General features: G+C 59.2%; 18 protein-coding genes. 9 read left to right on the plus strand and 9 right to left on the minus strand.

The genetic code is table 11. From position 1 onward, the window contains the following. Nucleotides 1-19: 19 nt before the first annotated feature. The 4 genes from AC2TEL_RS06660 to meaB form a co-directional block, all read right to left on the minus strand. Nucleotides 20-169, minus strand: a complete 150-nt coding sequence (locus AC2TEL_RS06660; protein WP_480840571.1) for a hypothetical protein — start codon at nucleotides 167-169, stop codon at nucleotides 20-22. Between the two features lie 189 nt (nucleotides 170-358). Further along, nucleotides 359-646 carry a 50S ribosomal protein L28 gene (rpmB, locus tag AC2TEL_RS06665; protein ID WP_171094054.1) on the minus strand — a complete coding sequence of 96 codons (288 nt, stop codon included), beginning with the start codon at nucleotides 644-646 and terminating at the stop codon, nucleotides 359-361. 119 nt (nucleotides 647-765) lie between these two features. Next, on the minus strand, nucleotides 766-1,959 hold the full coding sequence (locus AC2TEL_RS06670; RefSeq protein ID WP_480840573.1) for a Hint domain-containing protein: 1,194 nt from the start codon (nucleotides 1,957-1,959) through the stop codon (nucleotides 766-768). A gap of 149 nt (nucleotides 1,960-2,108) precedes the next feature. Continuing rightward, nucleotides 2,109-3,086: a methylmalonyl Co-A mutase-associated GTPase MeaB gene (gene meaB / locus AC2TEL_RS06675; RefSeq protein WP_480902774.1), complete on the minus strand. Its 978-nt coding sequence runs from the start codon at nucleotides 3,084-3,086 to the stop codon at nucleotides 2,109-2,111. Nucleotides 3,087-3,280: 194 nt separating this feature from the next. Here meaB and hrpB point away from each other — a divergent pair, with 194 nt between their 5' ends. The 3 genes from hrpB (at nucleotide 3,281) to AC2TEL_RS06690 (ending at nucleotide 7,950) form a co-directional block, all read left to right on the plus strand. Then, nucleotides 3,281-5,752: an ATP-dependent helicase HrpB gene (gene hrpB, locus AC2TEL_RS06680; protein WP_480902777.1), complete on the plus strand. Its 2,472-nt coding sequence runs from the start codon at nucleotides 3,281-3,283 to the stop codon at nucleotides 5,750-5,752. A 171-nt stretch (nucleotides 5,753-5,923) separates the two neighbouring features. Then, nucleotides 5,924-6,382 (plus strand): NUDIX hydrolase, encoded by a 459-nt coding sequence (locus tag AC2TEL_RS06685; protein ID WP_480902780.1) that lies wholly within the window; start codon nucleotides 5,924-5,926, stop codon nucleotides 6,380-6,382. Between the two features lie 89 nt (nucleotides 6,383-6,471). Next, on the plus strand, nucleotides 6,472-7,950 hold the full coding sequence (locus AC2TEL_RS06690; RefSeq protein ID WP_480902783.1) for an inorganic phosphate transporter: 1,479 nt from the start codon (nucleotides 6,472-6,474) through the stop codon (nucleotides 7,948-7,950). 17 nt (nucleotides 7,951-7,967) lie between these two features. Here AC2TEL_RS06690 and AC2TEL_RS06695 read toward each other — a convergent pair whose 3' ends face one another. Beyond that, on the minus strand, nucleotides 7,968-8,942 hold the full coding sequence (locus AC2TEL_RS06695) for a 2-dehydropantoate 2-reductase (protein ID WP_480902785.1): 975 nt from the start codon (nucleotides 8,940-8,942) through the stop codon (nucleotides 7,968-7,970). 85 nt (nucleotides 8,943-9,027) lie between these two features. Beyond that, a complete protein-coding gene (locus AC2TEL_RS06700) occupies nucleotides 9,028-9,990 on the minus strand; it encodes a pirin family protein (RefSeq protein WP_480902787.1) in 963 nt (320 codons plus the stop codon). 294 nt (nucleotides 9,991-10,284) lie between these two features. Here AC2TEL_RS06700 and AC2TEL_RS06705 point away from each other — a divergent pair, with 294 nt between their 5' ends. Both AC2TEL_RS06705 and AC2TEL_RS06710 read left to right on the plus strand, forming a co-directional pair. Continuing rightward, complete coding sequence (locus AC2TEL_RS06705; RefSeq protein WP_480902789.1) at nucleotides 10,285-10,773, plus strand: twin-arginine translocation pathway signal; 489 nt, start codon at nucleotides 10,285-10,287, stop codon at nucleotides 10,771-10,773. A 13-nt stretch (nucleotides 10,774-10,786) separates the two neighbouring features. Further along, a complete protein-coding gene (locus AC2TEL_RS06710) occupies nucleotides 10,787-11,395 on the plus strand; it encodes a ferric reductase-like transmembrane domain-containing protein (protein WP_480902791.1) in 609 nt (202 codons plus the stop codon). Here AC2TEL_RS06710 and argF read toward each other — a convergent pair. Continuing rightward, nucleotides 11,392-12,318, minus strand: a complete 927-nt coding sequence (gene argF, locus AC2TEL_RS06715; protein WP_480902794.1) for an ornithine carbamoyltransferase — start codon at nucleotides 12,316-12,318, stop codon at nucleotides 11,392-11,394. The two genes, AC2TEL_RS06710 and argF, sit on opposite strands and share 4 nt — an antisense overlap. Nucleotides 12,319-12,392: 74 nt before the next feature. Then, the gene (locus AC2TEL_RS06720; RefSeq protein ID WP_480902796.1) at nucleotides 12,393-13,580 is read right to left on the minus strand and encodes an acetylornithine transaminase; all 1,188 of its coding nucleotides are present in this window, start codon (nucleotides 13,578-13,580) and stop codon (nucleotides 12,393-12,395) included. Nucleotides 13,581-13,875: 295 nt separating this feature from the next. On the opposite strand from AC2TEL_RS06720, the gene AC2TEL_RS06725 reads away from it, so the two are divergent. Then, complete coding sequence (locus tag AC2TEL_RS06725; protein WP_480902799.1) at nucleotides 13,876-14,760, plus strand: DMT family transporter; 885 nt, start codon at nucleotides 13,876-13,878, stop codon at nucleotides 14,758-14,760. A 111-nt stretch (nucleotides 14,761-14,871) separates the two neighbouring features. Continuing rightward, nucleotides 14,872-16,104 carry an MFS transporter gene (locus AC2TEL_RS06730; protein WP_480840594.1) on the plus strand — a complete coding sequence of 411 codons (1,233 nt, stop codon included), beginning with the start codon at nucleotides 14,872-14,874 and terminating at the stop codon, nucleotides 16,102-16,104. Nucleotides 16,105-16,106: 2 nt separating this feature from the next. Here AC2TEL_RS06730 and AC2TEL_RS06735 read toward each other — a convergent pair whose 3' ends face one another. Then, entirely contained in the window at nucleotides 16,107-16,910 is an 804-nt protein-coding gene (locus tag AC2TEL_RS06735; protein ID WP_480902802.1) for an ABC transporter permease, read from the minus strand. Nucleotides 16,911-17,036: 126 nt separating this feature from the next. On the opposite strand from AC2TEL_RS06735, the gene AC2TEL_RS06740 reads away from it, so the two are divergent. Together AC2TEL_RS06740 and AC2TEL_RS06745 are read left to right on the plus strand one after the other, a co-directional pair. Beyond that, nucleotides 17,037-17,606, plus strand: a complete 570-nt coding sequence (locus tag AC2TEL_RS06740; RefSeq protein ID WP_480841423.1) for a GcrA family cell cycle regulator — start codon at nucleotides 17,037-17,039, stop codon at nucleotides 17,604-17,606. A gap of 97 nt (nucleotides 17,607-17,703) precedes the next feature. Continuing rightward, the gene (locus AC2TEL_RS06745) at nucleotides 17,704-18,447 is read left to right on the plus strand and encodes a hypothetical protein (protein WP_480902805.1); all 744 of its coding nucleotides are present in this window, start codon (nucleotides 17,704-17,706) and stop codon (nucleotides 18,445-18,447) included. Nucleotides 18,448-18,449: the final 2 nt, after the last annotated feature.

Consider the following 18,449-nt stretch of genomic DNA (forward strand, 5'->3'; position numbering starts at 1 on the left):
GCGCGCCTGCGGCGTTGCGTCAGTGGTCCAGCCCGGGGCGTTTTACATTTTCGACATTCAGGCTGTTGTGCTGCCGATTGACTCGCCGTTGCATCCGGGTGCACGCGCTGATGGTTTTACCCAGAAGTGCGGGTAGCAGAGTCAGGAAATCAAAGACTTTGGTAGGCATTGAAATGTCTCCGCCAGTTGAAAATACGAGCAAACATAACTCACATTCAACAGGCGTTATGTGAACAATTTCACCGTAGATCACGAATTAATATTAATTCGTATGTTCCGGTTTTAACGCGCTGCCTGCAAAAACGAAAAGCCCCGCACCGCTGGGTGCAGGGCTGAATTCCTCGAAAAGAAGTAAGGCTTAGGCCGAGGCTTGAGCCTTGGCGATTTCCTTCTTCACTTTCAACGCGTTCGCGGACAGCTCTTCGTCCTTGGCTTTGGCCAGGAATGCGTCCAGACCACCGCGGTGGTCAACCGAGCGCAGGGCAGCCGCCGAGATGCGCAGCTTGACGCCACGGCCCAGGGTTTCCGACTGCAGTGTGACGTCGTTCAGGTTGGGCAGAAAGCGACGCTTGGTTTTGTTGTTGGCGTGGCTGACATTGTTGCCAGTCATCGGGCCTTTTCCGGTCAGTTCGCAACGGCGCGACATGGTTTCTTCCTTTGTTTCTGGTGGCCGGGCATAGTGCCCTCGGCCAAATCACAAGGGGCGCAACCCGAAGTCGCGCCCGAAAACTGGTTGGATGCGTGTAGTGGGAATCGCCCGAAGGGTCAAGTCGGATGCTGCGAATTCTTTACGGTGTTCTTATGAACCCCACCGTCCCGCGATACATGCGCCTGCAACAGCGGTTTGTTGTTTTTCAGATGTCGCGCAACCAACTGCGCCTGCTGCCTGTTATGTGGAATGAGTCGCGCGGGATCTGCCCGATAGTCCAGGCGCGCCAGTTCGGGAAAAATTGCCAGAATTTCACGCCGTGCAGCCATGTTGAGCACCTTCATCGCTTCGAGTCCGGTGTACAGGCTCTCGGTCGGAGCGTTCTCGGCAAAAATCACTTGATGCCGATCGAAAAGCAGGTGGAAGTACTCAACGCTTTCCACGCTCTCATCGACAAAAATACCCGGCAGAGCGGTGAGCTTTATTGCCGGGATCAGCACTTCGGTCGTACCAAACATGCGTTGCGCTATTCTCGATTGCACCAGCATGCGATGCTGCCGGGAAACCAGCAGATCGCGATGTGGCAACCCCTTGCCCAGCGCCCCTGCAACGATGCGCACTGGCAAAAGCTTTGGATTCTCGCCGAGCGTCTGCGCGTCCAATCGGCGACGCCCGATCCAGCGGATGGGGCACAATCCGCAGCCCAGGGTGGGAATGAGATCACCGGTCGCGAGGTCCTGTATCGGAACCGAGCCTTCCTGCGTCTTAATTTTGGTCCCGAACGTGAAACAGGGAAATCCGGTTCCGTTTTCAAAGGTGGTGTAAGTCGCTGTTTTTCCTGACGGCAGCGTGAATGATCCGCTGGACAGAGAATAACTAACCCCCGCCTGTACGGTGATCGTTCCAAAGGTATTGTCGGTGATGACAGTACCGGCCGGCAGGTTGAGCGTATCGGTTCCGTTGCCGCCGCGAATATCGCCCGTTACGTCCGTGCTGCTGAAGTTCAGCGTGTCATCGTTGTTTCCAAGCCGAATTTCGCCGACCGTCGAACCGGTAACAGTAACCGTATCCGAACCCGACCCGCCCCCAACGCGGCCATCGACGGTGCTGTCTGTGACCGTGATCGCATCGCTTCCGGCATTGCCTAGGACGTTGTTGCTGATAGTGCTGTTCGTGACATCGATCTGATCGTTGCCACCGCGCCCCCGGACATTGTCTATGGGCGTTCCCTGCGGCGTCCCGTTCAGGGTACCGTTGTCATTTGTGACATCGATATCGTCATTGCCATTAGTCCCGTTGATATTGGGCATGGGTGACGGCTCCGTCGGCTGCGGTCAGACGTATTACTTTCTGCTACATCATCGATTCTTGCACAAATCGACAGGCTGACTCAACCTTTAGCTGAATCGCACATTAATCAGCAGATCGGACGCGGGAATACCTATAGCCAGCAGAAAACTCAGGCGTCTCTCAACCTGCCGAGCATTCGCTCTGCTGCCGCAGAAGGGCTAAGTTGCCCGGCTCGGACCTCGTCACCCAGCCGCTCCAGATCTGCGCGGGCCTGTGCGGTCGACAGGCGGGCCAGCAAGGCAGCACGGACCTCTTGCTCAAACCAGTATTGCGCCTGAACGGCCCGGTTTTGCGTCCAGTGGCCATTTTCACGCCGCCAGGTTGCAAGGCTCTGCATTTCTTCCCAGGCTTGTTCAAGCCCGTGCTCTTCAACAGCTGAGACAGTCATCGCCTTGGGAAACCCGTCGGGGTCCTGCGGGCGTTTCCGCAACAGGCGCAGCGCCCCGGCATAGTCGGCACAGGTTCGGGTCGCCGTCGATTTCAGATCACCGTCGGCCTTGTTGATCAGGATCATGTCGGCCATTTCCATTATGCCGCGCTTGACGCCCTGCAACTCGTCCCCGCCGGCCGGGGCCAGCAGCAGCAGGAACAAGTCAGACATTTCCGCCACCACTGTCTCGGACTGGCCGACACCGACTGTTTCGATCAGCACGACATCGAAGCCTGCAGCTTCGCACAGCGCGATGGCCTCACGCGTACGGCGCGCAACCCCGCCCAGATGGCTTTGGCTGGGGGACGGGCGGATAAAGGCGTTTTTCTCGCGACTCAGGCGCTCCATCCGGGTCTTGTCGCCAAGAATCGACCCTCCGGAACGGGCCGAGCTGGGATCGACGGCCAGCACCGCAACGCGTAGCCCCTGCCCCGTCAGCATCATACCGAAGCTTTCGATGAACGTGGATTTTCCAACACCCGGTGTGCCGGACAAGCCAATGCGCAGCGCCTGCCGTCCGGATCCCGACAGCTGATCGAGCAACGCAGTCGCCTGCGCGCGGTGATCAGCGCGCCCGCTTTCGACCAGCGTGATGGCCCGCGCCAAAGCGCGCCGGTCCCCATTCAAGATCCTGTCACCAAGGCTGCCTGTGTCCATTTCAACCTCAAATTCTAACGGCATGCCTACTTGCAGCCCCTCTGGCTGATTTGTCCAGCCCCGGATGGCCACGGAGCGATCTCATGTGTCACTAGCACGCATTTGCGGCTGGCGGGCCGGATCCATTGGAAAAGCCAAGACATACACGCTGCCCAAACTACACAGCCACAGCGGAACTGGACGGCGGTGATGTGATGACGGATAAAGCGCGCATGACGACCCGCTTGCCCATCGATGACGCCATACCCGAATTATTGGACGCTCTGCGCACCCATGGCAGGGCGGTATTGCAGGCGCCGCCCGGTGCGGGCAAGACGACGCGGGTGCCGCTGGAGATTTTGCAAGCTGGCCTGTGCCGCGGTCGGATCGTGATGCTGGAACCCCGACGGCTGGCTGCACGAGCTGCTGCAGAGCGGATGGCGGAAACTCTGGGTGAACCCGTCGGCCAGACCGTTGGTTACCGGGTGCGAGGTGAGGCCAAAGTATCGAAATCCACCCGGATCGAAGTCGTGACCGAAGGCATCCTGACCAGAATGCTGCAAGCCGACCCGGATTTGCCCGGTGTAGCAGCAGTTATTTTCGACGAGTTCCACGAACGGTCCCTGAATGCAGATCTGGGGCTGGCACTTTGCCTCGAAGTGGCGGGCGCATTGCGGGACGATCTGATCCTGCTGGCGATGTCGGCAACGCTGGATGCTGAGCCCGTCGGACAATTGATGCAGGCGCCACTGGTAACGTCCGAGGGTCGCAGCTTTCCCGTCGAAACACACTGGCTTGAGCGTCCTTTGAGTGCACAGGCCCGACGGCTGGACGCGCTGGTCGATCTGGCCGTAGAGGCCGAGCGGGAAACGCGAAACGCTGGCGGCGGCGTGCTGGTTTTTCTACCTGGCGAAGGTGAAATTCGCCGGGCCGAAGCGACACTGACCAACCGGCTGCCAAAAAACTGCTCAATTCGCCCTCTGTTCGGCGCTCTGCCCTTTGCCGCGCAACGGGCCGCGATCGCGCCGGTTCAGGAAGGCCGCAAGGTCGTGCTGGCAACATCAATTGCCGAGACCTCGCTGACCATACCGGACGTCCGGGTCGTGGTGGACATGGGGCAGGCTCGACGGGCGCGGTTCGATCCGGGCTCGGGCATGTCACGGCTAGTGACCGAGCGGGTCACGCGCGCCGAGGCGACGCAGCGCGCAGGCCGCGCCGGGCGAGTCGCCAAAGGAACTTGCTATCGACTGTGGTCAAAGGGTGAGGACGGCGCGCTGGCCGCTTTTCCTCCGGCTGAGATTGAAGCGGCCGATCTGACGGGTCTGGCCTTGGAACTGGCCTTGTGGGGGGCTGAACCGCAGGATCTGGCCTTTCTGACTGCGCCACCCGAAGGTGCCTTGGCAGAGGCCCGGACCCTGCTGAACATGCTGGCCGCGCTGGACCAGAAGGGACGGATTACGGAGCATGGTCGCGCCTTGGCAGCATTGCCGCTTCACCCCAGGCTTGGGCACATGATGGTGCGCGCCGGTGCCAACGCGGCACCGCTCGCAGCACTGATGGCGGAGCGTGATCCGCTGAAAGGCGCACCCACTGACTTGGCGCTTCGATTGGAGGCTTTACGGGACAAGCGCGCATTCCAGCGCAGCCGACCCTGGCAGGTCAACCCCAACGCGGTTGACAGGATCAACACTGAAGCCAGGCGATTGCAGTCTCAGGTCAGGGGCGAACAGGATGATCTGAGCCCGGCAGCCATGGCGGCACTGGCTTACCCGGACCGGATAGGGCAACGCCGAAAGGGCGATCTGCCCCGCTATGTTCTGTCAGGTGGCAAAGGCGTCGTGCTGGACAGCGACGATACGCTGGCCGGTTCCCCATATCTGGTCGCCACCGACACCGACGGAAACCCCCGCGAGGCACGGGTCAGGATGGCCGTACAAATCTCGGAACGGGAAATACGAGACTTGTTTGCTGACCAGATCGAATGGGTTGACAGCTGCGACTGGTCGAAGCGCGAGCGGCGGGTGGTGGCCCGCCAACAAGAACGGTTCGGAGCAATCACACTGAGTGACCGCATCTGGAAAGGCGTCCCGGACGCCACTGTCGCGATGGCCATGATGGATGGTGTCCGGGATCTGGGCCTGCGTCTGGACGGGGCCGCCGCCCGGTTGGCGGCACGGGTCGAGCTGGTTCGCGCCGAGGGTGTGGACTTGCCCGATTTTTCGGTCGCGGGATTGATGGCTGAACTGGAGGACTGGCTGCTGCCGATGCTCTCGGGCGTTCGCAACGCCGATGACTGGAAGCGGTTCGACCTGCTGCCCGCGCTGCGTGCCCGGCTGAACTGGGCACAGACACAGGAGCTGGATCGCCGTGCACCCGGTGCCTTCGAGACGCCACTGGGCCGGAAAGTACCGATTGAATATGGCGGTGCGGTGCCCGAAATCGCCTTGCGTTTGCAGGAGGTTTTCGGTGTCACAAAGCATCCCGTCGTGGGCGGCGAGCCATTGAAGATCACGCTTTTGTCCCCGGCGCAGCGTCCGATCCAGATTACCCGTGATCTGCCGGGGTTCTGGGCGGGGTCTTACGCGGATGTACGCAAGGACATGCGCGCGCAGTACCCAAAACACCCCTGGCCCGAAGACCCGACGAAGGCCGACCCCACATTGCGGGCCAAACGAAGGGGTCGCTGACCGAAAAGCCTGTTAATTCTGGCGAGCTCCGCCTTTCTTGGCGCAAATCTTCAAAAATCCTGCCGTTTTAGGGCAAATTCCTGCAATTCCGGGTGAATACATTGAGATATCCGGGATGTATGATTAAATGGTATCAACCCGGCACTCCGAAGGAGGCCAAACAGGCTGAACATGTCACACTGGCTGCGAAACATATGGGAAGAAGTGGCAAGACCGCTTTTCTTGCGCCCGCATAGGGTGCAATGCGCAGCGCTGTGCACAAGAAACAACGGCGGGCGGCGCGAAGTTTTACTGATCACAAGCCGGGATACCGGGCGTTGGATCATCCCGAAAGGCTGGCCAATCGACGGGCTGGACGGTGCGGGAACGGCACGCCAGGAAGCCTGGGAAGAAGCCGGGGTACGCGCCAGATCGATCGACGCGGAACCGATGGGCCAGTTCAGCTACAACAAAATCCTCAAGGATGGCTCGGCTCAGCCTGTGCTGACTTGGGTATATCACATCGATGTCGCCGAACTGGCAGAGGACTTTCCCGAGGCTCATCAACGAAAACGGTGTTGGTTCTCCCCCGAAAAAGCCGCGGAACGGGTCGAAGAGCCCGAATTGCGCGATTTACTCCTGCAAATGTAACAGTTTTGTATCACTTTTGTGACAGCGGCCTTGCCCCGGCGAGCTTAAGGCGGTAGCGCGCAGTTTCAAACCAGTTGTGCATGAAAACAATGCCCGAGACTCCGTCCAAAACACGCTGGCAGGCGCTGGACAACGACCTGCACCGCATTACGAACGTTGAGCGTGCAAATGCGTACGTCTCGCGCCCGTTGCTGGCGCCGGGGATTGCCTTGGCGTTCATCGCTCTGGCCGGATTAGTGGCGGCAATTTTGTTCGACCGGGCAGATGGCAGTCTGATCGTGGTCGCAGCGGCTGCGTTTGGCGCATATATGGCCATCAACATCGGCGCCAATGACGTCGCCAACAACATGGGGCCTGCAGTGGGCGCGAACGCGCTGACCATGGCGGGTGCGATTGCAATTGCCGCCGTCGCCGAAAGTGCGGGTGCGTTGCTGGCAGGTGGCGATGTGGTTTCGACCATATCAAAGGGCATTATCGACCCGGCCTCGGTACAAAACACCAACGTGTTCATATGGGCCATGATGGCGGCGCTTATTTCTTCCGCTATGTGGGTCAATCTGGCAACATGGATCGGGGCTCCGGTTTCCACCACCCACTCGGTCGTGGGTGGTGTGATGGGCGCCGGTGTCGCTGCTGCGGGACTTGGCGCGGTCGATTGGAGCACGATGAGTGCGATTGCCGCAAGCTGGGTGATTTCTCCGGTTCTTGGTGGCGTCATCGCCGCCCTGTTTCTGGCGCTGGTGAAGGCCAAGATTCAATATCAGGACGACAAGATCGCCGCGGCGCGCCGCTGGGTGCCCATTCTGGTGGCTTTCATGGCCGGAGCGTTTGCCACCTACCTGGCGGTCAAGGGCTTCAAGCGCATCATAAAGATCGAACTTGAGATGGCATTGTTGATCGGGCTCGGCGCGGGCGCCTTGGTATGGGCTGTCACCGTTCCGTGGGTACGCCGCAGGTCGGAAGGATTGGAAAACCGCACCCGGTCGCTCAAGACGTTGTTCGGCCTACCACTGGTGATCTCTGCGACATTCCTGAGCTTTGCGCACGGGGCCAATGATGTGGCAAATGCGGTTGGGCCTTTGGCCGCAATCGTCCATGCGGCAGAGTTTGGCGACTTTGCCGCCAAGGTCACCATTCCCACCTGGGTAATGGTCATCGGCGCATTTGGTATTTCCTTCGGTTTGTTCCTGTTCGGGCCCAAGCTGATCCGGATGGTGGGCAGCCAGATTACCAAGCTGAACCCGATGCGCGCCTTTTGCGTCGCATTGTCCGCTGCGATCACAGTCATCGTCGCCAGTTGGCTGGGGCTGCCGGTCAGTTCGACCCACATCGCCGTTGGCGCGGTATTCGGCGTCGGATTCTACCGGGAATGGCACGCCGATCGTCGCCGGAAAAGCTTGAACCTTCAGCGGCCTGTGGACATGCGCTTGGCCCAAGAGGAACACCGGCGGCGCAAACTGGTACGCCGGTCTCACTTCATGACCATTGTCGCAGCCTGGATCGTGACAGTGCCCGCAGCGGCCGTCATGTCCGGCGTGATTTTCTGGATGCTGACGGCTTTCAATTAATACGGAATTTACAGCAGCTACTGCCTGACTTGTCCGACGGTCAAGGGCGAGGCCGGGGCTTGCCGTATTAGGCCGGCCACACGGCGACTGATCGGAGTCGGTGTCCCCGTTTTCATGCCCAGTCGAATAATCTCTCCTTGCAAACTGTCGATTTCCGTTGGACGCCCCGCCATCAGGTCATAGGCCATCGAAGTCCGGGCGCTGGGGTCAATGGTGAGCATCCGGGCCGCAATACGAGAAAACAGAGATGTCGGCAGGCGCAGGATATGAGGTGTCATCCATGCAGGCAAAGGAGTGGTCGAGGTGATGGGATGCCCAGCGGATTTGAGGACCGAAAGCGCCTCGGCCATCTGATCGGCCATCAGACGTCGCCAGTCCCGGTCCAGCAGTTGCTTTTGCAAAGTCAACCCCGACAGGGCGTTCAGAGCATTGTTGAGGTTGACGACGAGCTTGCCCCATTGCACCGCCTCGATGTCTTCGCTTTCCGAGACGGGCAAAACGGCGCTTGAAAGGCGTTCGGCCAGCGCCCCCGCCCCGCCTTCAATGACTATGTCGCCGGACGAGGCACGGTGATATGACGCGTCTTTGGTGGGCACAACATTGAAGGGCACCATTCCCGCCCGCACGTCGCGATCTGGCAAGGTACGGCGCAAGATTTGAGCATTCTCCATCCCGTTCTGCCATGACAATACGGGCGCAACCCGGGGCGCAAATTGAGAGATTAAGTCAGCGATTTCACCCGTTGCACCGGTTTTGACCGTCACGATGATCAGGTCTGCCCTTTCCAGGCTGGCCGGCTGTTCCGTCAATGCCAGCTGGCTGCCTGAGAGAGTTCGGTGAAGCCCGGAATAATCCGTCATCGTCAACCCGTGCGCGCGGATCGGATCCAGCACTCGGGCCCGGCCCAACAAAGTGACGTCATGACCTTCGGTTGCCAGCAAGCCGCCGCAAAAGCAACCGATACTGCCGGCCCCCGCAATCACGATTTTCATGGTGTCCCTCCTTTGACAACCGAAGGATCACCGGCAAGCTTCTGGCTGGCAAGTTTGTGCATCAAATGACGTTGCGCAACAGCGCCTATCGCGCCAGCCGCGGACGGGTGCGTTCAAGTTCCTCGGAGATCTGGATGAATTCCTGGTCGTCACCGGGCGGCAAGTGAAATGCCCCATTGGCCCAATCAGCTGTCTTCCATTCGCGCGTGGCATTTTCGATCTTTTCTTTCGAGGAAGATACGAAATTCCACCAGATGTAACGATCCTCGTTCAGCGTCGCACCGCCCAACAGCATCAGCCGCGCGCCAAGTGGCCCGGCCTTGACCGAAAGTCGATCTCCGGGACGGAAGACCATCATACGGCCTTCGTCGAACCGATCGCCCGCCACTTCTACAGAGCCTTGGGTCACATATACGCCGCGATCCTCATGGTCATCAGGCAGCGGAAAAGATGCGCCCGGCTCCAGTTGCACGTCCAGATAGAAGGTCTCGGACAGCATCTTCACGGGGCTGTCCTCACCATAGGCGGATCCCAGGATCAGACGGGCGCTGACACCGATGTCTTCAATATGCGGCAAGGCGCCTTGCTTGTGGTGTTCGAAATCCGGGGCCATATCCTCGTGCGCTTCGGGCAGGGCAATCCAGGTCTGGATACCGAACAGGCTGTGGCTTTTGCTGCGGGTTTCGGCACTTGTGCGTTCGGAATGAGTGACACCGCGACCCGCCACCATCCAGTTGACCTCGCCCGGATAGATCATCTGATGGGTTCCGAGACTGTCGCGATGCTCGAATTCACCCTGATACAGATAGGTCACCGTACCCAGCCCGATATGGGGATGCGGGCGCACATCGATCCCGCCGTCGGTGATAAACTCTGCGGGTCCCATCTGGTCAAAGAAGATGAATGGCCCCACAAGCTGGCGTTTGACCGACGGAAGCGCGCGGCGCACTTCAAAGCCGCCCAAATCGCGAGCCCGTGGAATAATCAACGTTTCCAGCACAGAGTTTTCCGAGACGCATTCGGGATTGTGGGTGGGATTCCAACTCATTCCTGTTCTCCCTGAGCGGTGGCAGTATGTTCACAGTTGCAGGATATAGGGCCAAAGAAGGTGGAGAAAGCGCATTTCCGCACAATATTCGTGCGGCAACTTTCGATCAGTCAGTTCGTTCGAAAGCTCGGACCTGCTGATGGATAAAAAGCCGCTGCGCTGCTTTTGGCCGGTATCCCGCAAGTGTGAGGGATGATCGTGACCGGAATTACCGCACGACCTCGGAATTCCAAACAAACGTGCTATGCTTCTTCTGAGAATAGACCCGGCATGTGATCGATAGGAGGTTCCGGTATGTCGCTTGTTCTTCTGACCCGTCGTTCCTTTATCAGTGCTGTTGGCGTCATCTCGGCGAGCAGCGCAATCGGGGTCGCGGTATCTGCCCGCGCCGACGGTGTCGCACCAACACGTTCGATGCGCGGTGGATCAAACAATTACCGCCCCGGCGCGCCGATCGTGGATCGTATCGGCGGTGGCGGGTTCTGGATGACAGGTACTGTGCGTCGTGCCGGGGATGGTGCGCCGCTTTCGGGCCAGCGTATTCAGATCTGGGCCCACACAACCGAAGGGCACGAGCGCGACCCACACAGCCACGGGGCGACTTTAACCGACGCCAACGGGGAATTCCGACTGGAGATGCCGCAGATCGTACCCGCCTTCGGACAGCCACACGGGCATCTGGCCTATGACAGCGGCGAGTTCGAGACTGTGTTCCTGCGCCCGGTCATGGCGCGCGCCAGAGATAAAAGCCTCAGCGCGCATTTTGTGCTGCAACCTGTGTGACACCTGAAGCTGCATGAGCCCGACCCGCGCTATCCTGATCTGGGCGGCTCTGTTCTGTGCCATCTTTGTGCCTGCGCTTGCGGCCGCAGCCAGCCCATATCTTGCATGGCGTGACCGTGTTTATGTCGCTGCCGGGTTTGCCGGGATCGTGGGGCTCGACCTGTTGCTGATCCAGCCATTGCTGGCGGGCGGGTATCTTCCCGGACTTTCCCAGTGGACTTCACGACGTTTGCACCGATGGGTCGGAGGCACATTGGTTCTGGCGGTTTTGATCCATGTCGGCGGACTGTGGATTACCAGCCCTCCGGACGTGATCGATGCTTTGCTTTTTGTTTCGCCCACTCCGTTTTCGGCCTGGGGTGTCATTGCGATGTGGGCAGTGTTTGCAGCGGCCTTGCTGGCAATTCTGCGACGACAACTGCGCCTGCGGTTTCGCCCGTGGCGGTTGGGTCATACCTCGTTGGCCGCCGTGACCGTCATCGGCACCGTTGTCCATGCGATGCTGATCGAAGGAGCGATGGAAATCGTGACCAAGACCGCATTGTGCATTCTGGTTCTGTTGGCGAGCGTCCGAACGCTCGCCAAGTTGCGCGTATGGCGTGTTCGACGGCGCCCGGACTAGACGCCGAGACACCAGCGCATCACTGCCTTTTGTGCATGCAGGCGGTTTTCAGCTTCATCGAAAATAACCGAGTTGGAGCCGTCCATCACTTCGGAGGTCGCCTCCTCTTCGCGGTGCGCCGGCAGGCAGTGCATGAACAACGCGTCGGATTTGGCATAACTCATCAGCTCGGCGTTGACCTGATAGGGGCGTAGCAGATTGTGGCGACGTTCCTTAGCCGATTGAGAATCATGCATCGAGACCCAGGTGTCGGCAACAACCAGATCAGCGCCCTCGACGGCCTTGAAGGGATCGCGCTCGACCACGATTTTCGAACCTTTCTTACGGGCGAAACCCATGAACTCTTCCTCGGGGTCGAACTGGGCTGGTCCGGTGAAGGTCAGGTCGAATCCGAACTGGCCTGCTGCATGCAGGAACGAGGCGCACACATTGTTGCCGTCGCCGGTCCAGACCACCTTTTTTCCTTTGATCGGGCCGCGGTGTTCTTCGAACGTCAGCACGTCGGCCATGATCTGGCAGGGATGCGTACGGTCGGTCAGGCCGTTGACTACGGGCACGTCCGAGTATTCGGCCATTTCGGTCAGGATGGTCTCGTCAAACGTCCGGATCATGATCATGTCGACATAGCGCGACAGCACGCGCGCCGTGTCGGCGATGGTTTCGCCGTGGCCCAGTTGCATATCCTTGCCCGACAGCACCATGGTCTGCCCGCCCATCTGGCGTACACCCACGTCAAAGGACACCCGGGTACGGGTCGAGGGTTTTTCAAAAATCAGCGCGACCATGCGGTCCTTTAGAGGCTGGTCATTGTCGGGCGCGGCTTTCGGGCGGCCGAGGCGTGCCTGTTTCATCGCCCCTGCCTGATCGATCATGGTCCGTAATGCGGCGGCATCGGTTTTGTGGATGTCGAGGAAGTGGTTCATATCGTTTCGCTTTTGGCTAGTGGCGGGTGGGGGCCAGCCCCCACACCCCCGGAGTATTTGGGAAAAGATGAATGTCAGGCGTTGGCGAGGCTGGACTTGACCTGCGCGGCGGCTTTTTCGAGGCGGATCATGGCTTGTGCGATATCGTCCTCGGTCAAGTTGAGCGGCGGCAGCAGACGAATGACGTTGTCAGCTGCAGGGACGGTAATAACCTCGTTGTCATAACCTGCGTTCACCACGTCGGTATTGGTCGCCTTGCATTTCAAGCCCAGCATCAGCCCGACACCGCGCACATCTACGAAGACATCAGGGTGTTCTGCGACCAGACCTTCGAGCTTTTGGCGCAGCAACCCCGCCTTGCGGTTGACCCCTTCGAGGAAGGCCGGGGTGGCAACCTGATCGATCACGGCGCACCCGACCGCGCAGCCCAGCGGATTGCCGCCATAGGTTGAACCATGTGTGCCCGCGGTCATCCCGGAGGCCGCGTCTTCCGTAGCCAGAACCGCGCCCAACGGAAAACCGCCGCCGATACCCTTGGCAACCATCATGATGTCGGGGGTGATACCTGCCCACTCATGGGCAAACAGCTTGCCGGTCCGGCCGACGCCGCATTGCACTTCGTCGAGGATCAGCAACAGGCCATTGTCGTCGCAAATTTGACGCAGGGCCTTGAGCTCCGCATCCGGCACCGGGCGAATGCCCCCTTCGCCCTGGACAGGCTCGATCAGAATTGCGGCAGTTTTTTCACTGATCGCATTGGTAACACCGTCCAGATCACCAAAGGTGACATGCACGAAACCGGGCAACAGCGGGCCGAACCCTTTGGTCATCTTCTCGGATCCGGCTGCTGCGATACCGGCGGAAGACCGACCGTGGAACGAGCCATCGAAGGTGATGATCTCGACCCGTTCGGGCTCACCTTTGTCATAGAAGTACTTGCGGGCCATTTTCACGGCCAGCTCGCAGGATTCCGTGCCTGAGTTGGTGAAAAACGCTGTATCAGCAAAGGTATGATCCACCAGCTTGTCAGCCAGCGCCTGCTGCTGCGGAATGTGATAGAGGTTCGACACATGCCACAGCTTATGCGCCTGTTCCGTCAACGCAGCGACCAGTGCGGGATGCGCGTGGCCCAGGGCGTTGACGGCAATCCCGGCGCCGAGATCCAGAAAACGTCGGCCGTCCGCCTCGGTCAGCCAGGCGCCTTCGCCCTTTACGAAAGTCAGGGGCGCGCGGTTATAGGTCGGCAGAACGGACGGGATCATTGGATCATCCTCTTCAGATAGATTAAGCCCTGTGAGTGATACACCAGGGCCATGTTCGTCAACAGATTTGCAGGAAATTGCGCTGATTTGGACAGCACAAATGGATCAAACGGGCTGGTTACGCAAAAAAGCGTCGGCGTCGGAGGCGCAGTGTATGTGCGTGTTTGATCATGACGCGCCGTATAGCGGGGCAGGTGCGGACTGGAAACCCTGAAAATCGACGAAGTGGAAAATTCACAGTGGGACCGCGCTTTCGCCTCTTGCCAATTGGTCTGCATTGGCGCACCGCTGAACCATGTTTGTCGCCCAGAGACATAATCCACCCCTCGCGGCCGGGCTGATCTTTGCCGCCAGCGCCTTCATCGCGGCGACCACATTGCTGGCCAAGGCGCTGGGGACGGATACATTGGGGCCGGCGCTGCACCCGATGCAGATCAGCCACGGCCGGTTTCTGTTCGCTTTTCTGGTGATCGCCGGCGCAGTCGCCATTCTGCGACCGCGTCTGAGCCGACCGCATTGGGGGTTGCATATCGGTCGAACCAGTTTCGGCTGGTTGGGGATTACGCTGATGTTTGCATCGGTCGCTTATATACCCATGACCGACGCCACAGCGATTTCCTTTCTGAACCCGGTTTTTGCGATGGTGCTGGCCATTCCGTTGCTGAAAGAGGGCGTCGGGCCGTGGCGCTGGATTGCAGCTGCAGTCGCGCTGACCGGCGCATTGATCCTGTTGCGCCCCACACCCGACAGTTTCCAGCCCGCGGCCTTGCTGGCCCTGACGGCGGCAGCGGTAATCGGGATGGAGTTGATTTTTATCAAGAAACTCGCAAGCCGAGAAATCCCTATCCAGATTCTGCTTGTGAACAACGCGATGGGACTGACCATTGCAACCGTCGCCGTGAGTTTCGTGTTTCAGATGCCGACTGCAGAGCAATGGGCGGCGCTGGCAGGAATTGGCGTTTTGATGGCTTGTGCTCAGGCCTGTTTCGTCAACGGAATGGCACGCGCGGATGCTTCATTCGTGGCTCCGATCAGCTATGCGACGCTGATCTTTGCTGCGTTTTATGACTTCGCTGTGTTCGACGTTATCCCGGACGCAATCAGTTTGACGGGTTCGGCCATCATTTTGACCGGCGCAATGATCCTTGTCTGGCGGGAAACCCGCGCGGGTCGGAGCTGACAGTTCAAAAAATGTGTGAGGTTGGCCCAAGGGCGACCCCCATGTCGCAAATCCTCATGAACGCTTTGATCCGGGGTGCAATCTGGCCTCAGTTGATTTGAGAGTTTGTCCATGCATGAACGCCGCATCCCGGAATGGGTTCGCCACGCCCCAGCGCCTTCGGTCCGCGACTTCGGCATCCTTGCCGGGTTCGAGGCCATCGTGCGTGGAATCCTGATCTCGGTCTTTCCGTTGGTGATGTACCGTGCGCTGGGCGACGCATCGTCAGTGTCCTTTCTGTATTTTCTGGTCGGCATCATCTCACTGATCGCAGGGTTGATGGTACCGTTCATCATCCGGTTTGTTCCGCGCAGATGGGCTTATACCGTCGGTTGCATCATGTTCATTTGCGGCGCCGTTCTGGCGATCGAGGGCAGCCCCGCCGCGGTTGTCGGAGCCTTGGCACTGAATACCGTTGCTACGGTCGTGACCTTTGTCTGCTTCAACGCTTATGTGCTGGACTACATCAGCAAGATCGAACTTGGCCGGTGCGAGACCAGCCGCATGCTCTATAGCGCTATGGGATGGACGTGCGGTCCGATGGCAGGCGTGTTGCTGATGGAGGTCTGGGCCCCTGCCCCTTTCGTCATCAGCGCGATTGCGGCGGTCGCCATGCTGGCCCTGTTCTGGCGCATGCGCCTGGGTAATGGCAAACTGATCACCAAGGCACGTGGTCCCGCCAATAATCCACTGGCCTTTTTACCCAGGTTCTTTGCGCAGCCCAGATTGGTTGCCGGATACCTGTTCGCGATGATCCGCTCCTGCGGCTGGTGGATTTACGTCGTCTACCTGCCCATCTTTGCCATCGAGAACGGGCTGGGTGAGCAGTTGGGCGGTATCCTTTTGTCGGTCACAAACGCAATGCTTTTTGTTGCCCCTCTGATTCTACGCTGGGTCCAGGGGCGGTCATTGCGAACTGCGGTTCGAGTGGGTTTCGCCGCCTGCGGAGCTTGTTTTGTCGTTGCGGGCGCGCTGGCCGGGTGGCCCGTCGCCTCGGTTGCGGCATTGGTTTTAGGTTCGGTCTGGCTGATCGTACTGGATATTTGCGCCGGGCTGCCGTTCCTTATGGCCGTGAAGCCGTCCGAGCGCACTGAAATGTCGGCCATCTATTCCAGTTACCGCGATGTCTCGGGCATTTTGACACCGGGTGTCGCATCCTTGGTTCTGCTGGTTACACCCGTGGCCGGTGTCTTTGCGGTTGGAGGTTTCGCCCTCTTCGGGGCCTGGGCAATCGCCGCGCGGCTGCATCCCCGTCTGGGAAAGCCCCGGATCGCGTTTCAGCCCGGGGCGCTGGCCGAGGCATAGGCTTACACTTTGAGCCGATACCCGGTCCGCAGCATCTGCCAGGTTGCGGCCCCAACCAGCAGGGTCGCACCGCTGCACACCACCATACCCAGATAGGGCGAGCTGTCGGATACCCCGATCATGCCATAGCGCAGACCGTCGATCAGGTAGAAGACCGGGTTTATGTGGCTCAACCGGTTCAGAATGGGTGGCAGGGCCTCGACCGAATAAAAGGTTCCTGACAGAAACGCCAACGGTGTCACAATGAAGTTGGTGATCGCCGCCATCTGGTCGAACTTGTTGGCAAAGATCCCCGCAAACAAGCCCAACGCCCCCATGAAAGCGCCACCCAGGACCACAAAAACCAATGCTATGACAAAGTGCTGTGGAATCAGGCCCAGTGTGAGTGCAAGCGCTATGGCGACGACGAGGGCAATCATAACGCCACGAACTATGCCACCGGCAAGATAGCCCAGCAGGATCTCCAGCGGAGACAGCGGCGGCATAAGCGTGTCGACAATATTGCCTTGCACCTTGGCGATCACCATCGAGGACGAGGTATTGGCAAAGGCGTTTTGTATCACTGTCATCATCATGATGCCCGGTGCCAGAAAAGTCAGGAACGGTACGCCCATTACATCCGGGCGACCCGGTCCGATGGCGATATTGAAGATCAGCAGGAACAATCCCGCCGTCACCAGCGGGGCCAGCAAAGTCTGCGTCCAGACCGCCAGAAAGCGCAGAGTTTCGCGTTGGCCCAGCGTGTAGAGGCCCATCCAGTTAACTGCTCCGAAACGGCGCGGGTCGTGTTCTGTGTGAATCTGCATGTTCTGCCCCTTACCTGATTCGAAGACCGCTTGTAACTCGGGCCGCAGTGATTAGAATAGGGGGCTGAGACGAATTCCCAAGGCGGCCCGAATCCGGGGCCGCTTTCCGCTTTTGAAAGGCAAATGATGTCCTGGACTGACGAGCGCGTAGAACTGCTGAAGAAGATGTGGGGCGAGGGCCAGTCGGCCAGCCAGATCGCCAAGGAACTGGGCGGGGTGACCCGCAATGCCGTAATCGGCAAGGTGCACCGCCTCGGCCTGTCGAACCGCGCAACCGGCGCGACCCCGGCCAAGTCCGAACCCAAAGAGAAACCGGCACCCGCTCCCAAGGCCGAAGCCAAGCCAAAGCCCACGCCCAAGACGGAACCTGCCCGCCCGTCCCCGGCGCCCGAAGCCAAGCCGGCCATGCCGGCCCGCCGCCAGATCATCCCGGCGGGGCAACCTTTGCCGCCGCAGCCTTCGGCGAATGAAATCAGCCCCGAGGCGCTGGCCAAGGTCAACGAGGTCGAGAAAAAGGCCAAAAAACTGACGCTGATGGAGCTGACCGAGAAAACCTGCAAATGGCCCGTAGGCGACCCCGCGACCGAGGATTTCTGGTTCTGCGGCCTGCCGGTTGAGGCGGGCAAACCCTATTGCGAAGCGCATGTGGGCGTGGCGTTCCAGCCGATGAGCTCGCGCCGGGATCGGCGGCGCTGAGCTTGATCTAACAAATAGGCTGGCCGCTCGCCCAATGGCGGGCGGTCAATCTTATCACTCCGCTTTCTTTACCAGAGTTTTTCAGATTCAGTTCAAATTGAATCCCAAATACCTATTCTGCGGCTACGCTGCCCTGATCGTTTTGGCCTATTTCCAGCCTTTGGATCGAAATGCCGTCGAGCCGAACTATTCCTTCGGAACTTTCGAATTTTGGATACAGGCCATGTATCTTGTGGTCTGGATCGCGCCTGCGGTGCCTTTGATCCTTTCAGCCATGACCCTCATGGGTTTGCGCGGGATTCCCACATTTCTCGCCCATACCCTTTTCGCCGTCACACTTCTTCTTGGAGTTTTCTTCACAATAGCCTCTGGCGTACTTTCTCTGTTTTCCACCACTCAACTGCTCCATGGTTTTAGCCTGACAATGGCGTTGGGGTTCGGGTTCCTCATCTGGTCGGAGCAAGATGGAAAAGTACGTCCATCACGTTTTGCAAAGCTTGGAATGGCGGTGTCAGTTATCGCAGCGCTGTGGTCTTTGCTGACCGTTCCGATGATCCTTATTCAAACACGTGTGATCGCGGGTGGTTCACCCTATTGCATCGCCGAACATGCAGAAAACTCTCCGATCGAAACCCTGCACCAACTGCGTGGGTTTTCATTCTACACAACAGAGACCGGCTACAAATCGACTTCCGAATGGTACTTTCACGGTCTGCTGATTGTCGATGATACCGCCGAAGAACGTATCTACAATTGGTCCCCGAGACGATGGCGCTTCGATCTGGTCGAGCGTCCGGATGCACTGATCAAACAAGTCACAAACGTCTGCGTCCCAAGCTGACC

The organism is Ruegeria sp. HKCCD9138 (genome assembly GCF_057220975.1).

Coding starts and splice junctions, on each gene's coding strand:
- AC2TEL_RS06705 (WP_480902789.1), top strand. CDS start 10,285: ATGTCGCTTGTTCTTCTGACCCGTCGTTCCTTTATCAGTGCTGTTGGC.
- AC2TEL_RS06685 (WP_480902780.1), top strand. CDS start 5,924: ATGTCACACTGGCTGCGAAACATATGGGAAGAAGTGGCAAGACCGCTT.
- AC2TEL_RS06660 (WP_480840571.1), bottom strand. CDS start 169: ATGCCTACCAAAGTCTTTGATTTCCTGACTCTGCTACCCGCACTTCTG.
- AC2TEL_RS06735 (WP_480902802.1), bottom strand. CDS start 16,910: ATGCAGATTCACACAGAACACGACCCGCGCCGTTTCGGAGCAGTTAAC.
- AC2TEL_RS06720 (WP_480902796.1), bottom strand. CDS start 13,580: ATGATCCCGTCCGTTCTGCCGACCTATAACCGCGCGCCCCTGACTTTC.
- rpmB (WP_171094054.1), bottom strand. CDS start 646: ATGTCGCGCCGTTGCGAACTGACCGGAAAAGGCCCGATGACTGGCAAC.
- meaB (WP_480902774.1), bottom strand. CDS start 3,086: ATGGACACAGGCAGCCTTGGTGACAGGATCTTGAATGGGGACCGGCGC.
- AC2TEL_RS06730 (WP_480840594.1), top strand. CDS start 14,872: ATGCATGAACGCCGCATCCCGGAATGGGTTCGCCACGCCCCAGCGCCT.
- AC2TEL_RS06690 (WP_480902783.1), top strand. CDS start 6,472: ATGCCCGAGACTCCGTCCAAAACACGCTGGCAGGCGCTGGACAACGAC.
- AC2TEL_RS06740 (WP_480841423.1), top strand. CDS start 17,037: ATGTCCTGGACTGACGAGCGCGTAGAACTGCTGAAGAAGATGTGGGGC.
- argF (WP_480902794.1), bottom strand. CDS start 12,318: ATGAACCACTTCCTCGACATCCACAAAACCGATGCCGCCGCATTACGG.
- AC2TEL_RS06725 (WP_480902799.1), top strand. CDS start 13,876: ATGTTTGTCGCCCAGAGACATAATCCACCCCTCGCGGCCGGGCTGATC.
- AC2TEL_RS06695 (WP_480902785.1), bottom strand. CDS start 8,942: ATGAAAATCGTGATTGCGGGGGCCGGCAGTATCGGTTGCTTTTGCGGC.
- AC2TEL_RS06670 (WP_480840573.1), bottom strand. CDS start 1,959: ATGCCCAATATCAACGGGACTAATGGCAATGACGATATCGATGTCACA.
- hrpB (WP_480902777.1), top strand. CDS start 3,281: ATGACGGATAAAGCGCGCATGACGACCCGCTTGCCCATCGATGACGCC.
- AC2TEL_RS06710 (WP_480902791.1), top strand. CDS start 10,787: ATGAGCCCGACCCGCGCTATCCTGATCTGGGCGGCTCTGTTCTGTGCC.
- AC2TEL_RS06700 (WP_480902787.1), bottom strand. CDS start 9,990: ATGAGTTGGAATCCCACCCACAATCCCGAATGCGTCTCGGAAAACTCT.